This window comes from Mycobacterium sp. GA-1199 (assembly GCF_001500045.1).
In the GTDB taxonomy this organism is placed as follows: Bacteria; Actinomycetota; Actinomycetes; order Mycobacteriales; family Mycobacteriaceae; genus Mycobacterium.
Window position 1 is genome coordinate 160,804 of record NZ_LQIX01000055.1, and the last position, 13,440, is coordinate 174,243.

At 68.4% G+C, this 13,440-nt stretch carries 15 protein-coding genes; 6 read left to right on the top strand and 9 right to left on the bottom strand.

What is annotated here, in order from left to right:
- Positions 1 to 9 precede the first annotated feature (9 nt).
- Positions 10 to 1,107: an alpha/beta hydrolase gene (locus AU198_RS24260; protein ID WP_064351125.1), complete on the bottom strand. Its 1,098-nt coding sequence runs from the start codon at positions 1,105 to 1,107 to the stop codon at positions 10 to 12.
- Between AU198_RS24260 and AU198_RS24265 the strand changes: the two genes are divergently transcribed.
- Positions 1,106 to 1,936 carry an aldo/keto reductase gene (locus AU198_RS24265; protein ID WP_064351126.1) on the top strand — a complete coding sequence of 277 codons (831 nt, stop codon included), beginning with the start codon at positions 1,106 to 1,108 and terminating at the stop codon, positions 1,934 to 1,936. The two genes, AU198_RS24260 and AU198_RS24265, sit on opposite strands and share 2 nt — an antisense overlap.
- A gap of 5 nt (positions 1,937 to 1,941) precedes the next feature.
- A complete protein-coding gene (locus AU198_RS24270) occupies positions 1,942 to 2,793 on the top strand; it encodes an aldo/keto reductase (protein ID WP_064351127.1) in 852 nt (283 codons plus the stop codon).
- Between the two features lie 13 nt (positions 2,794 to 2,806).
- On the opposite strand, the gene AU198_RS24275 is transcribed toward AU198_RS24270, so the two are convergent.
- The 3 genes from AU198_RS24275 to AU198_RS24285 are packed head-to-tail and all read right to left on the bottom strand — an operon-like array spanning position 2,807 to position 7,385.
- Entirely contained in the window at positions 2,807 to 3,514 is a 708-nt protein-coding gene (locus AU198_RS24275) for an HNH endonuclease family protein (RefSeq protein ID WP_064351128.1), read from the bottom strand.
- Positions 3,511 to 5,748, bottom strand: a complete 2,238-nt coding sequence (gene recG / locus AU198_RS24280; protein WP_064351129.1) for an ATP-dependent DNA helicase RecG — start codon at positions 5,746 to 5,748, stop codon at positions 3,511 to 3,513. Before recG ends, AU198_RS24275 begins: the two co-directional genes overlap by 4 nt.
- Before the next feature lie 2 nt (positions 5,749 to 5,750).
- On the bottom strand, positions 5,751 to 7,385 hold the full coding sequence (locus AU198_RS24285) for a DAK2 domain-containing protein (protein ID WP_064351130.1): 1,635 nt from the start codon (positions 7,383 to 7,385) through the stop codon (positions 5,751 to 5,753).
- 246 nt (positions 7,386 to 7,631) lie between these two features.
- Here AU198_RS24285 and rpmB point away from each other — a divergent pair, with 246 nt between their 5' ends.
- Both rpmB and AU198_RS24295 read left to right on the top strand, forming a co-directional pair.
- A complete protein-coding gene (gene rpmB / locus AU198_RS24290; protein ID WP_064351131.1) occupies positions 7,632 to 7,826 on the top strand; it encodes a 50S ribosomal protein L28 in 195 nt (64 codons plus the stop codon).
- Between the two features lie 45 nt (positions 7,827 to 7,871).
- Positions 7,872 to 8,201 (top strand): hypothetical protein, encoded by a 330-nt coding sequence (locus AU198_RS24295; protein ID WP_064351132.1) that lies wholly within the window; start codon positions 7,872 to 7,874, stop codon positions 8,199 to 8,201.
- A 2-nt stretch (positions 8,202 to 8,203) separates the two neighbouring features.
- Here the strand turns inward: AU198_RS24295 and AU198_RS24300 are convergent, their stop codons facing one another.
- Genes AU198_RS24300 through AU198_RS24310 form a run of 3 tightly spaced genes read right to left on the bottom strand, consistent with a single transcriptional unit; the run spans position 8,204 to position 10,143 of the window.
- A complete protein-coding gene (locus AU198_RS24300) occupies positions 8,204 to 8,887 on the bottom strand; it encodes a uracil-DNA glycosylase (RefSeq protein ID WP_064351133.1) in 684 nt (227 codons plus the stop codon).
- Positions 8,884 to 9,174 carry a DUF1330 domain-containing protein gene (locus AU198_RS24305; RefSeq protein ID WP_064351134.1) on the bottom strand — a complete coding sequence of 97 codons (291 nt, stop codon included), beginning with the start codon at positions 9,172 to 9,174 and terminating at the stop codon, positions 8,884 to 8,886. The genes AU198_RS24300 and AU198_RS24305 overlap by 4 nt, the downstream gene beginning before the upstream one ends.
- 15 nt (positions 9,175 to 9,189) lie before the next feature.
- Positions 9,190 to 10,143, bottom strand: a complete 954-nt coding sequence (locus tag AU198_RS24310; protein ID WP_064351135.1) for a thiamine-phosphate kinase — start codon at positions 10,141 to 10,143, stop codon at positions 9,190 to 9,192.
- Between the two features lie 119 nt (positions 10,144 to 10,262).
- Between AU198_RS24310 and AU198_RS24315 the strand changes: the two genes are divergently transcribed.
- The gene (locus tag AU198_RS24315; protein ID WP_064351213.1) at positions 10,263 to 10,505 is read left to right on the top strand and encodes an Lrp/AsnC family transcriptional regulator; all 243 of its coding nucleotides are present in this window, start codon (positions 10,263 to 10,265) and stop codon (positions 10,503 to 10,505) included.
- A 9-nt stretch (positions 10,506 to 10,514) separates the two neighbouring features.
- Positions 10,515 to 11,081 carry a DUF3515 domain-containing protein gene (locus AU198_RS24320; protein WP_064351136.1) on the top strand — a complete coding sequence of 189 codons (567 nt, stop codon included), beginning with the start codon at positions 10,515 to 10,517 and terminating at the stop codon, positions 11,079 to 11,081.
- Between the two features lie 36 nt (positions 11,082 to 11,117).
- On the opposite strand, the gene AU198_RS24325 is transcribed toward AU198_RS24320, so the two are convergent.
- Complete coding sequence (locus AU198_RS24325) at positions 11,118 to 12,272, bottom strand: D-alanine--D-alanine ligase family protein (RefSeq protein WP_064351137.1); 1,155 nt, start codon at positions 12,270 to 12,272, stop codon at positions 11,118 to 11,120.
- 61 nt (positions 12,273 to 12,333) lie between these two features.
- Positions 12,334 to 13,437, bottom strand: a complete 1,104-nt coding sequence (locus AU198_RS24330; protein ID WP_064351138.1) for a cystathionine gamma-lyase — start codon at positions 13,435 to 13,437, stop codon at positions 12,334 to 12,336.
- Positions 13,438 to 13,440 lie beyond the last annotated feature (3 nt).

Genomic DNA, 13,440 nt, shown 5'->3' on the forward strand with positions numbered 1-13,440 from the left:
GCCGCCCCGTCAGCCGCGGGCCAGATGCGCGCGCAGCGCCGAGATGACCTCGGCCATCGCGGTGGCGCTGTCACCGCCGAACGGGAAGAAGTTCGCGAAGCCGTGGATCAGCGATCCGAACTCCCGGTGGTCGACGCGAACGCCGGCGGCCCGCATGGCCTCGGCGTACTGCCTTCCTTCGTCGCGCAGCGGATCGAAACCGGCGGTGACGATCAGCGTCGGCGCCAAGCCCGACAGGTCGTCGGCGAGCAGCGGCGACACGCGCGGGTCGCCCGGGTCGATTCCACCGCTGAGGTATTTGGCGCGACACCACCGCAGGTCGTTTCGGGAGAGGAAGAACCCGTCGTCGAACAGGGTCTGCGACCGGGTCTCGTCGCGGTAGTTGACCACCGGGTACAGCAGGAACTGCAGGGCGGGTTGCGGCCCATCGGAGCGGGCGCGGTGCGCGACGACCGTGGCCTGGTTGCCGCCGGCGCTGTCACCGCCGACGGCGACGCGCTCCGGGTCCGCGCCGAGTTCGGCGGCGTGCTCGCGCGCCCAGCGGAACGCGGCGAAAGCATCATCGTTACCCGCCGGCGCCGGGTGCTCTGGGGCGAGCCGATAGTCGACCGACAGGACGTGGATGCGGCCCTGCCGGCAGATCAGCCTGCACAGGTCGTCGTGCGTATCGAGGTCACCGACAACCTGACCACCGCCGTGGTAGAAGACCAGCAACGGTTCTCCGTCGCCGTCGGCAGGGCGGTAGTGGCGCGCGGGTACGGGGCCCTCGGGGCTCGGTATCACCAGGTTCATCACCGACGCGACGGGGATGTTCTGTTTGAACGCTGCCGCCAGCTTTCCCAGTAGCGCCCGCGCCTCGGCGTCGTCGGGACTCAGCATCAGTCCGCCAAGACCTGCCGTCTTCTGGCCGGCGAGCATCAGCTGCATGGTCGTGTCGAGGGTGTTGCCATCGATGACGACAGAACGACCGCCCAGCAGCAGCCGCTTCACGGCGTCCGGTATCCGCGGCATCGCACGCGATGTCACGCCGCCGGCCCTGACCATCGACGCCTTCGCGCGCTTCGGCGGAACGACCGGCCGCGCCTCGCCTGGCAGACTTTGGCTCATGGCTTCTCCCTCGATCACGTTGAACGACGGTAATTCGATACCGCAGGTTGGGCTCGGAGTTTGGCAGACCCCGCGGGAGGACACCGAACGCGCGGTCGCGACCGCGCTGGAGGCCGGCTACCGCCACATCGACACCGCCGCCGCGTACCAGAACGAACGCGAGGTCGGCGAGGCACTGAAGAAGTCGGGTCTGCCGCGCGATCAGGTCTACATCACCACCAAGCTGTGGAACTCCGACCAGGGCTACGACAGCACGCTGCGCGCATTCGACAAGAGCATGGACCGGCTGGGGCTCGACTACCTCGATCTGTACCTCATCCACTGGCCGATGCCGGCCAAGGGCGCGTTCGTCGAAACCTTCAAGGCTTTCGCCGACCTGCGTGAGCAGGGACGCATCCGGTCGATCGGGGTGAGCAACTTCGAGCCCGAACACCTGCGGGAACTCGTCGACGCCAACGGGATCGTGCCGGCCGTCAACCAGATCGAACTGCATCCGCTACTGCAGCAGGAGGAGCTGCGCGAGATGCATGCCCAGATGGGCGTCGCCACCGAGGCGTGGAGTCCGCTCGGCCAGGGTTCACTGCTGTCGAAAGAGACCGTGGTCTCGGTCGCCGAGGCGCACGCGAAGACACCGGCCCAGGTGTTGATTAGGTGGCATATGCAGCTCGGCAATATAGTCATCCCGAAGTCGGTGACCCCCGAGAGAATCGTGAGCAACTTCGACGTGTTCGATTTCGAGTTGAGCGAGCAGGACATGGCGTCCGTCTCGACGCTCGGCGACGGCACTCGGTTGGGCCCCGATCCGCGAACATTCGAATTCACGGGGTAGGTGAAATGACCGAATCGCCGGACGATGCTGCTGCGGTTCCGACCGTCACGCTCAACGACGACCACACGATGCCGGTGTTCGGACTCGGCGTCGGCGAGCTGTCGGACTCCGAGGCCGAGCAGGCGGTGCTGGCGGCATTGTCCGCCGGTTACCGGCTGATCGACACGGCCGCTTCATACGGCAACGAGGAAGCGGTCGGACGGGCCATCAAGGCGTCCGGGGTTCCTCGTGACGAGATCTTCGTCACCACCAAGCTCGCCACTTCCGATCTGGGCTTCCAGTCGTCGCAGGACGCGCTCAAGGCGAGCCTGGGCAGGCTCGGGCTCGACTACGTCGACCTGTACCTGATCCACTGGCCCGCCGGCGAACAGGGCAAGTACGTCGACAGCTGGGGCGGGTTGATGAAGCGCAAGGAGGTCGGCGACACCAAGTCGATCGGGGTCGCCAACTTCCACGCCGAGCACCTGTCGGACGTGATCGACCTGTCGTTCTTCACCCCGGCGGTCAACCAGATCGAGCTGCACCCGCTGCTCAGCCAGGCGGAGCTGCGTGAGGTCAACGCCGGGTACGGCATCGTCACCCAGGCGTACGGCCCGCTGGGCGTGGGCCGCCTGCTCGAAAACGAGACGGTGACGTCGGTGGCGCAGGCGCACGGCAAGACCGCCGCGCAGGTGTTGATCCGGTGGAGCGTTCAGCTCGGCAACGCGGTCATCGCCCGGTCGTCGAAACCGGAGCGGATCGCCGCCAACCTCGAGGTGTTCGACTTCGAGCTCACCGACGACGAGATGGCCTCACTCAATGGCCTCGACGAGGGCACCCGGTTTCGCCCGGACCCCGAAACCTATACCGGCACATAGCACTTAGAGGAATTCAGCCCGTCGGGCAGGTGGCGGCGGCGTCGCGCAGCGCGGTGGCCGACGGCGCGTCGATCGGCAGTCGGTATCCGCGGAGCACCGCGATGAACTGCATCGCGTACTGACAGTGAAACGCCGCATTGGGTGGCATCCAGGTCGCGGGCTCCTGATCCCCTTTGTCCTGGTTGGCGCTTCCGGCCACCGCGAGGAGATTCGCCGGATCGTTGGCGAACCGGACGCGCAGGTCGTCGGGCCAGTTGCGCGCCCCGAGATCCCAGGCAAGCGCCAACGGCACGATGTGGTCGATCTGCACTGCGGCGCCCGTCTTCTCGCCGCGGGTGAAGGCGACGACGGCGTTGGTGTACGGGTCGTGCAGCGTGCCGGTCGCAACGGCGTCAGGGCAACGCTTGATCGACACGAACGTCTTGTCGTCGAGGTCGCGGTTGAGGATGTCGTTGCGGGTGTCGCAGCCGTTGTGCCCGCCCGGGGCCGAGTTGTCGTCGGTCCAGCTGTCCCCGAAAGCGGCTCTGCGATAGTCGTATCCGCGAATTCGCAGCGGTATGACGGGGACGCCGGCGAGAACGTCGACGCCTGGAGCCACGGTCGGGATGTCGGCGCGCGCGATGAACTGTGCCCGGTCGCCTGCCGAGTTGACCGCCTGCACGGCGACGATCACCGCGAGGGCGACGATCGCCGTCAGCCACAGCAGATGCCCGCGCTTCATGCCTTGTCCAGGAATTCGACGCGGTCGTCGCTGACGAACGGGGCCGCCAACGCCGCCATACCCGGGTTGTCGGGATCGTTCTCGTACAGCCGTGCGCAGAAGTCGCGCGCTGTGACGATGATGTCGAGGTGCTCCTGCAGCGACAGGAACCGCAGCGTGATCGCGCGGCCGGATTGATTGAGGCCCAACACGTCTCCCTCTTGCCGCTCGGAGAGGTCGAGGTCGGCGAGCTTGAACCCGTCCAACGTGGATGCGACGGCGGTCAGCCGGGCGCCGGCCTTGGAGCCCTGCGGGAGCTTGGTGACGAGCAGGCACAGGCTCGGATGCTGTCCGCGGCCGATCCGCCCGCGCAACTGGTGCAGTTGGCTAATGCCGAACCGGTCGGCGTCCATCACCACCATCACCGTCGCATTCGGCACGTCGACGCCGACTTCGATGACCGTCGTGCACACCAGCACGTCGATGTCACCCGCGCGGTAAGCGGCCATCACGGCGTCCTTCTCGTCGGCGGGCAGCCTGCCGTGCATGAGGCCGAGCCGGAGGCCGGCGAGCGGGCCGCGGCTGAGCCGGGCGAACAACTCGACGACCGTGATCGGCGGTGGACCGGCCTCCTTGTCGTTGGCCGACTTGTCGTTTTCGTCGATCCGCGAGGCAACCACGTACGCCTGCCTGCCTTGGCTCACCTCTTCGGTGATGCGCTGCCATACGCGGTCCAGCCATCGTGGGTGCTCGTTGAGAAAGACGGTGTTGGTGGTGATCGGTTGCCTGCCCCGCGGCAGCTCTCGCAGCGTCGAGGTCTCCAGGTCGCCGTAATAGGTCAGGGCGACGGTGCGCGGTATCGGGGTGGCCGTCATCACCAACAGATGTGGTGTGATGCCCGCAGGTGCCTTGCCGCGCAACCGATCCCGTTGCTCCACGCCGAACCGGTGCTGCTCGTCGACGACCACCAGGCCGAGGCGGTGGAACTCGACGGCGTCCTGAAGCAAGGCGTGTGTGCCGATGACGATGCCCGCCTCACCGCCGTCGACCTCGTCGCGTACCGCGCGTTTCTGTTGCGCCGTCATCGATCCGGTCAGCAGCGCGATGCGGGTGGCGCCGTCCACACCACCGAGTTGACCCGCCATCGCCAACGGACCGAGAACGGCACGGATGGAGCGGGCGTGTTGTGCGGCGAGGACTTCGGTGGGCGCGAGTAAGGCGCACTGATAGCCGGCGTCGACCATCTGCAGCATCGCCAGCACCGAGACGATCGTCTTGCCCGAACCGACCTCGCCCTGCAGCATGCGGTTCATTGGCCGGGCGTTGGCCAGCTCCCCCGAGATGACGTCGAGCACTTCCTTCTGGCCGTCGGTCAATTCGAACGGCAGCTGTTCACTCATGGCGGCGACGAGCCCGTCGTCACGGCGCTCGGCGACCGGACCGGACTCGCTGCGCTCACCGTGGCGTCGGTCGACCAGCGCCCACTGCAGACCGATGGCCTCGTCGTATGTCAGACGGGCGACGGCCGCGTCCCGGTCGGCCGACCTCTCCGCGGTGTGGATCGCCCGCAGCGCCTGATCCTCGGTGATCAAATGACGTTGTCGCAGAAAGGTTTCGGGCAGCGGTTCGGGGATCGGATCCAACACGTCGAGCACCTGACGCACACAGGCGTAGATCTCCCATGTCTGCACCTTGGCGCTTGCCGGGTAGATCGGAAAGAACTCACGTTCGAACGCCGCAAGTAGCTCGTTGCCGGTGGCTCCCGATGTCGACGCGATCGTCTTGAGCGACTTCGTCCCGAAGGTCTTGCCGCGTGGTGACTCCAGTACGAGAAACGCCGGGTGCGTCAACTGCAACGTGCCGCGGAAGTACTTGACCTCTCCCGAGAGCATCAGCCGCGTTCCTTTGGTCAGCCCGTCCATCATCCAGTCCGCGTTGAAAAACGTCGCAGTGACCGTGCGCCCTCGACGACCGAGCGTGACGCGCAACCATTTGCGCTGCCTCATCTTCTTGGTCTTCTTGTCGAACTGCGGCTTCATATCACCGGTTTGGGTTTCGGTGATGGTGTCGACGAACGTGACGTGCTCGCCCTCTTCGAGCTCCTCGCCTTCGTCGAGCACGGTCATCCCGTCGCTGTACTTGCGGGGATAGTGACGCAGCAGATCGTTGACCGTGTGGATGCCGAAGTGCTCGGCGAGCGGGTCCGCGGCCTTCTTGCCGAGCACGAAGTCCAGACGGTCGGACAGCGTCGCCACGGCTACTCCACCCCGATCAGCAGCGCATCGCCGCGGTGGCCGGTGTGGTAAGTCACCAGTTCGACGCCGAGGTGCCGGTCGTGCACGTGCTCGGAGAGTGCGGCGGCAACACCCTCGTCGACCCCGGCGCCGGTGAGGACCGTGACGAGTTCACCACCGGCGGCCAGCAGCAGGTCGATCAGCCCCGCTCCCGCCGCGCTCAGGTCCTCACCCACGATCAGCACCTCGTCGCCGGAGATGCCCAGGCCGTCGCCCGGCTTGCACATCCCCGCCCAGGTGAGCGCTTCTTCGGTGGCGATCCGCACGGATCCGTGCCGGGCCCCGGCGGCCGCCCTGGCCATGGTGTATCCGTCGTCGACGGCCTGGCGCGCGTCGTCATGGACCGCCAGCGCCGCCAAGCCTTGAACCATGGACGCCGTGGGTACGGGTACCACGTCCACACCCCAGCCCATCGCGGCTGTGCACCCGGCGACCAGTTCTTCGGCGGCGACGTATCCGTTCGGCAGGATCATCGCCTGGCCTGCGTCGGCGTTGACCAGCGCGTGGAGCAGTTGCTTGGCGCGCACCGGCGCGTCGTCCTCGAGTCGCAGCACGTGGGCGCCCTCGGCCGCGAACAACTCCTCGGCGCCCTGCCCGTCGACGACGGCGAGCACCGCCCGTCCACGCGACCACGACCCGACAGGGCGGGCGCCGGCGCCGGTGAGGGCGGTGATCTGGATGCGGCTTGTCGCGCCCACCGCGAGGCCCGCCTCGACGGCGGCGCCGGCGTCATCAGCATGCACGTGCACCGAGTAATGGCCGCTGCCGTCAGAGGGGGCGGCGATGGCCACCGAGTCACCCAGCGCGTCGAGGTCGTTGCGCAATTTCTCGACCCCCGCCGCATCACATCCACTGAGCAGGTACATCACCTCGAACTGTGGCGCCGCGACGACCCGGGCGGTACCGGAGTCGGCGGGCGGCCGCGCAGAGACGTACTCCGGCCTCCGCGGGGCGCTGTCGGTCAGTGTCGTGCTCATCGCGTCCAGCAGTACCAGCAGGCCGCGGCCCCCCGCGTCCACCACGCCCGCGCGCGCCAACACGTCGAGTTGGCCGGTGGTCCTCTCCAGTGACTGCGCCGCGGCATCCGCGGCCTTGCACACGACGTCGGGCAGTTCGGCGCCGTCGGTCGAAGCCTGCTCGGCGGCCTCGGCCGCATCCTGGAGCACGGTGACGATGGTCCCCGGCACGGCCTCGCCCATCGCCCGAATCACCAGCACCACGGCGTGGCGAAGTGCGGCGGCGAACAGCGGGCCGTCCACCCGGTCGAGACCACCGCGCAGGTCGGCCGAGGCTTCCGCGGTGACCTCGGCCAGCGCGCGCAGGATTTGGGACAGGATCACCCCGGAGTTGCCGCGCGCCCCGTGGATGGCGCCGCGCGCCAGCGCCGCAGCGACCTCGGCGACGTCGCGGGCGCCGGCCAGGGCGTCGGCTTGCGCCCACGCCGAACGCATCGTGAACAGCATGTTCGTGCCGGTGTCAGCGTCGGCGACCGGGAACACGTTGAGCCGGTTGATCTCGTCGGTGTGGGTGATGAGGTCACCGACCGCGGTGTGCGACCACTTCTGCAGGGTGAAGGCATCGAGCAGTCGAGCCGACATGCTTAACCTCCGCAGAAATGTGACGCTTGACGCACCCCGCCGTGCCGGTCAGCCTAGCGATCAGACCTGACAGCCTCGGCACGACGTTCTCGCCGCTCGGTAGGCTGATGCGGGCCCGCACGCACCGCGGGCCAGCATTTTGGCGTTCGCTGCGGCTGCCGGTATTCTGGTCAGGTTGTCGGGTCGAGCCGCGCCGGTCGCGGCGCCGCGACCCGGACCCCACGTACTGATCTGAGGAGTTCTCATATGGCTGCCGTGTGCGATATCTGCGGGAAGGGACCCGGCTTCGGCAAGTCGGTCTCGCACTCCCATCGCCGGACCAGCCGTCGCTGGGATCCCAACATCCAGACCGTGCGCGCCGTGACCCGCCCCGGGGGCAACAAGCAGCGCATGAACGTGTGCACTTCGTGCATCAAGGCCGGAAAGGTCTCGCGCGGCTGACACGCGGGCGATTGCCGCGGTCGGCGACCGGGTAAGCCGTGCTGCATGACCTCTCGTGCAGCAGCAAGATCCACCCTGATCGCGCTGGCGTCCGGATGTGCGCTAGCCCTTCTGACCGCGTGCGCCGGCGGCGACTCCGCCGGCGACGAGACCACCACCACGACAACGCCGACCACCACGTCGGTGGAGGTGACGGTGGAGACCAGTGCGCCGGAGACCACCACACCGGCGCCGGAACTGCCGGCCACCACCACCGAGGGCGGGGGCGCTGACGGGGGCACCGTCGAGGTTCCGGTCCCCGACGTGCCGTCACCCCCGGCGATTCCGTCTCCTCCGCCGATCCCCTCGCCGCCGCCGATCCCCGGCGTCGGATAGCTCTAGGGAAGCCGCCAGTCGATCGGCTCGGCGCCCATCTTCTCGAGCAGTTCGTTCGCGCGGCTGAACGGTCGCGAGCCGAAGAAGCCGCGCGAGGCCGACAGCGGTGACGGGTGCGGCGACTCGATCGCCACGCAGTCGGCGTCGTCCAGCATCGGTTTGAGCGTCGAGGCGTCGCGACCCCACAGCACCGCGACCAACGGCTGCCCACGTGCGACCAGCGCGCGAATCGCGCACTCGGTCACCGCTTCCCAGCCCTTACCGCGATGCGACGCGGGATTTCCGGGTCGAACGGTGAGCACCCTGTTGAGCAGCATCACCCCGCGCTCGGCCCAGGGCGTCAGGTCACCGGTGGCCGGTGCGGCGTAGCCGAGGTCGCTTCCGTACTCCTTGAAGATGTTCTCCAGGCTGCGCGGCAGGGGCCGCACCTCGGGCGCCACGGAGAAACTGAGGCCGACGGCGTGACCGGGCGTCGGGTACGGATCCTGCCCGACGATCAGCACCCGCACCCTGTCCATCGGAAAAGTGAACGCGCGCAACACGTTCTGGCCCGCAGGCAGATACCCGTTTCCGGCGGCCAGCTCGGCGCGCAGGAACTCGCCCATCTGCGCGACCTGGCCCGCGACCGGCTCCAGAGCCGTGGCCCAGCCCTGCTCGACGAGTTCGTGCAGCGGCCGCGCCGTCATGCCAATCCCTCGATCAGCATCACCACTGAGTCGGTGCCGGCTCGACGGTCCTTCGAGATCTCCTGGTAGTCGGGCGAGTTGGCCCAGGCCCGAAACGAGGCCTCATCGGGAAACGACATCAACACGACCTTCTCGCGGTCAGACTGGCCCTCCAGGATCTGCGGAGAGTCGTCGGCCGCGAGCAACGTCCCCGAATACCGGTTGAAGACCTCCAGGAAACGGGCTTGGTAGCGGTCATAGGCGGCACGGTCCGTGAACCTCAGTTGGGCAATGGCGTACACGGTCACGAGTCGACACCCTAACTAGTCGAACGACTGCCACCCGGGATTCCCCTGCCACGCCGCGCCGTCGACAAAGACCCGCCCAGGACCGTCCTGCACGCGGCCGATCGCCCGCCACCGGGGCGGCGGCGGACCTGGGAAGGTCGCGACCAGCGCATGGTCCTCCCCGCCACCGAGGACCCACGCCCACGCATCGGCACCCACCGCTTCGGCGGCGCCGGCGAGCTCGTCGCGGTCAGCGGTCAATGCCGCGGTCGACAGGTCGATGCCGACACCGGAGGCCTCAGCGATGTGACCGAGGTCGGCCAACAGACCGTCGGACACGTCGGTCATCGCGGTGGCGCCGCTTTCGGCGGCGATGCGGCCCTGACCATAAGGCGGCCTCGGCGCCACATGGCACTGACGAAGCTCGTCGAAACGCTGAAAACCGTTGCGCCACAAATCGAATCCAGCGGCCGAACGACCGATGTCGCCGACGATGGCCACCACCTCACCGGGTCGCGCCCCGCTGCGGCGCACCGGCTCACGGCCGCCGAGGTCACCGAGCGCCGTCACCGAGATCACCCATTGCGACGCGCTGACGAGGTCGCCGCCGACGATGCCCGCGCCCATCGACTCGGCTTCGCGCCACATGCCGTCGGCGAGTTGCAGGGCTTGGGCAGCCGGCGTATCCGGGGGCGCTCCGAACGCGACCACGAAGGCGGTCGCGCGTGCGCCCATCGCCTCGATGTCGGCGGCGTTCTGTGCGATCGCCTTGCGCCCCACGTCATGAGGTGTCGACCAGTCCAGCCGAAAGTGACGCTCGGCCACCAGCATGTCGGTGCTCACGACCGTCTTTCCGTCGGGCGCGAACAGCACCGCGGCGTCGTCACCGGGCCCCAGCGCGACGGCGCCCGGCTGGCGCCGCCCGGACACCAATCGCCGGATCACCGCGAACTCGCCCATTTGCGCCAGGGTTTCGGCATCGGACGCCATGTCACCTCCCGTCGCGGCCGCACTTTGTCCGTTCCGTGCCGGCCTGAACACCGGCCGCACCTGCGGTACGTTAAGCGCCTGCGGCGTGGAGTCTATGCAGCGATGTGGAGGAACAGCGGGTGGTCGAGGCTTTCATGCTGATTCAGACCGAGGTGGGCCGCGCCGAGGTCGTCGCCAGACAACTCGCCGCGCTACCCGGCGTGGTGTCCGCGGAGTCCGTGACGGGACCGTATGACGTGGTCGTGCGGGTGGGCGCCGACACCTTGGCCGATCTCAGAGCCACCGTGGTTCCCAATGTTCAACAGGTGACCGGAATCACGCGAACACTGACCTGTCCGATCGCCAACGGGGTTCCTCTCTAGAGTTGGGCCGTGGCTTCGCAGACCGGTGACGGGCCCCCACGGGCGCTGCTGATCGCCGCTCTGGTGGTGGCGGTCGCGGCGATCGTGGCGATCCTGGTGATCGCCGCGCTGCGCCAGAATCCCGAGCAACAGCAGCCGGTGCCGTTGGTGACGGTGCCCGCCCCACAGGCCACGAACTCCGAATGTGCCGACCTCGCCGCCGAACTGCCGGAGAAGCTCGGCGAGCACACCCGCGCACCGCTGGCCGATCCCGCACCCCCCGGTGCGGCAGCCTGGCGGGCAGAGGGCCGGGGGGAGCCGATCGTGCTGCGCTGCGGCGTGGAACGGCCCGCGGAGTTCGTCGTCGGTGCGCCGGTGCAGGTGGTGGACGACGTGCAGTGGTTCCGGGTGAGTGAGGTCGGCGTCGACGACGCGGGCGCCGACCAGGCGCGTAGCACGTGGTACGCCGTCGACCGCGGCGTGTACGTCGCCCTGACATTGCCGCAGGGCTCGGGTCCGACGCCCATTCAGCTGCTGTCCACCGTCATCGCCGAAGCGCTTCCCGCCGAGCCCGTCGTTCCCGCGCCGGTGCGTTGATCCTGCGCTCAGACCGTAGATGAGGTGTCTCGCCCGTCAGCGCAGACCGGTACCGCGTGTGAGCGCGGTTTCCACCATCGTGGACAGCAAGGTCGGGTAGTCGAGACCGCTCGCCGCCCACATCTGCGGATACATCGAGATGGTGGTGAAACCCGGCATGGTGTTGAGCTCGTTGATCAGGGGCCCGTCATCGGTGAGGAAGAAGTCGACGCGGGCCAGCCCCTGACAGTCGATCGCGTTGAACGCCTGAATCGAGAGCCGTCGCACCTCGTCTGCCACGTCGTCGTCGACCTTGGCGGGCACGTCGAGTTCGGCGGCGTCCTCGAGGTATTTGGTCGCGAAGTCGTAGAAGCCGTCCTCGCGCCCGCGCACGCCGGCGACCCGGATCTCGCCGATCGCGCTGGCCTCGACCCGGCCGTCGGGGAATTCGAGCACACCGCATTCGAGTTCGCGGCCCGGGACCGCGGCTTCGATGATCACCTTCGGGTCGTGGCGGCGGGCCTGTTGGATCGCCGACGGCAGCTGATCCCACGCAGTGACCCGGCTGACCCCGATCGACGACCCCCCTCGTGTCGGTTTGACGAAGACGGGCAGGCCGAGCCGCTCCCGCGCCTCGAAACTCAGGGTGTCCTGGTGGGGCCGCAGCACCTCGTGATCGCCGATCGGCAGTCCGGCGGCGCCCAGCAGCTTCTTGGTGAACTCCTTGTCCATGCCCACCGCGCTGGCCAGTACACCCGCCCCGACGTAGGGCACCCCCGCCAACTCGAGGAGCCCCTGGATCGTGCCGTCTTCGCCGTACGGACCGTGCAGCACGGGGAACACCACGTCGATCGTCGCCAACATTTCCCCGGCACGCTGGCCGAGCGACATCAGTTGCCCGCCGCGGCCCGGATCGGCGGCCAATGTCAGTTCGGTGCCCGACGAGGCGGTCACCTCCGGCAGGCGGCCGTCGGTGATTGCGAGGCTGTCCGGCTGCGCGTCGGTCAGCATCCACGCGCCTTCCGGGGTGATGCCGACGGGGACGACGTGGAACCGCTGCGGATCGAGATTGCGCAGGATGCTGCCTGCGGATACGCAGGAAATCGCGTGTTCGGAGCTGCGACCGCCGTAGACGACGGCAACCCGGACGCGTCCGGTGCTCCGGCCCGATGTCGCCGGCCGGGCGGCTCCGGGATCATGGCGGGCAGTCACAACCTAGAGAGGCTACCGTCCGCGTCGTCGGCCGGTGGTCCGGCGATGCCCGGCCGCGGTGTCAGCCCAGCGCGTGCTCGATGTCGGCGACCAGGTCGTCGGTGTCCTCGATCCCGAGCGAGATGCGCGCGAACCCGTCGTTGACGTCGTCGCCCCAGCGGGCGCGGCGGTCCACCGACGTGTGGATTCCGCCGAAGCTCGTCGACGCGATCAGCAGCGCGCTCCGTTCGACCAGACGGTGCACCGCCGCAGCGTCGGCCAACTCGACGGCGATCAGGCCGCCGAACCGTTTCATCTGCGCGCACGCGATGCGGTGCGACGGATCGTCGGGCAGGCCGGGATAGCGCACGGTGCGCACGGCACGGTGTGCACGCAGCGCCACGGCGAGCACCGCCGCGTTGTGGCACTGGCGTTCGAACCGCAGGCCCGCGGTGCCCAGGCTCCGCAACAGCAGCCACGCCTCGAAGGCGCCGAGGATGGCACCGGAGTGCAGCCGTTCACGCTCCACTTGGGCCATCAGGTCGGTGTGCGCGCTCGCGACGTAACCGGCGAGGAGATCACTGTGGCCCGACAACGCCTTGGTCGCACTGGCGACGACCACGTCGGCGCCCAGCGAAAGCGGTTGCTGGCCGAAGGGGGTGGCGGTGGTGTTGTCGACGACGAGCGTGGCGCCCCGGCTGCGGCACTGCAGCGCGAGCCGGTGCAGGTCCACGACGTCCAGGCCCGGATTGGCCGGGCTTTCGGCGAGAACGACATCCGCATCCGTCGATGCCGCGCACATCTCGCCGCTGGCGGCGGCGACCACGGTAACCCCTTGTCCGGCAAGGTATTCAGAGGCATACCGACGGACCTGATAGTAGCCGTCGGCGGGTACGACGAGCTTGTGCCCCGGCTTGGCCAGCACCCGCAGGACCGAAGTGATCGCGGCCATCCCTGAACCGAATGCCAGCGCGGACGGGGCACCCTCCAGCTGTGCGAGTGCCGACTCCAGATCGCGCCAGGTCGGATTCGAGCTGCGCCCGTAGGAGTCCTGTATGTCCGACGGATCGGGCGACAGGTGGAAGGTGGACGCCGGAACCGGTGACGGCGCCACCGCCTGTCCCGGAACAACTTCCGAAGCAACGGATTTGACGCTGCGAGTGGAATCGCCGTACTGACCGTCCATCGG

Excerpts from the sequence above, each read along its gene's own strand:
- AU198_RS24265 (WP_064351126.1), top strand. The coding sequence starts at position 1,106 with ATGGCTTCTCCCTCGATCACGTTGAACGACGGTAATTCGATACCGCAG.
- AU198_RS24260 (WP_064351125.1), bottom strand. The coding sequence starts at position 1,107 with ATGAGCCAAAGTCTGCCAGGCGAGGCGCGGCCGGTCGTTCCGCCGAAG.
- AU198_RS24270 (WP_064351127.1), top strand. The coding sequence starts at position 1,942 with ATGACCGAATCGCCGGACGATGCTGCTGCGGTTCCGACCGTCACGCTC.
- AU198_RS24275 (WP_064351128.1), bottom strand. The coding sequence starts at position 3,514 with ATGAAGCGCGGGCATCTGCTGTGGCTGACGGCGATCGTCGCCCTCGCG.
- AU198_RS24285 (WP_064351130.1), bottom strand. The coding sequence starts at position 7,385 with ATGTCGGCTCGACTGCTCGATGCCTTCACCCTGCAGAAGTGGTCGCAC.
- rpmB (WP_064351131.1), top strand. The coding sequence starts at position 7,632 with ATGGCTGCCGTGTGCGATATCTGCGGGAAGGGACCCGGCTTCGGCAAG.
- AU198_RS24295 (WP_064351132.1), top strand. The coding sequence starts at position 7,872 with ATGACCTCTCGTGCAGCAGCAAGATCCACCCTGATCGCGCTGGCGTCC.
- AU198_RS24300 (WP_064351133.1), bottom strand. The coding sequence starts at position 8,887 with ATGACGGCGCGGCCGCTGCACGAACTCGTCGAGCAGGGCTGGGCCACG.
- AU198_RS24310 (WP_064351135.1), bottom strand. The coding sequence starts at position 10,143 with ATGGCGTCCGATGCCGAAACCCTGGCGCAAATGGGCGAGTTCGCGGTG.
- AU198_RS24330 (WP_064351138.1), bottom strand. The coding sequence starts at position 13,437 with ATGGACGGTCAGTACGGCGATTCCACTCGCAGCGTCAAATCCGTTGCT.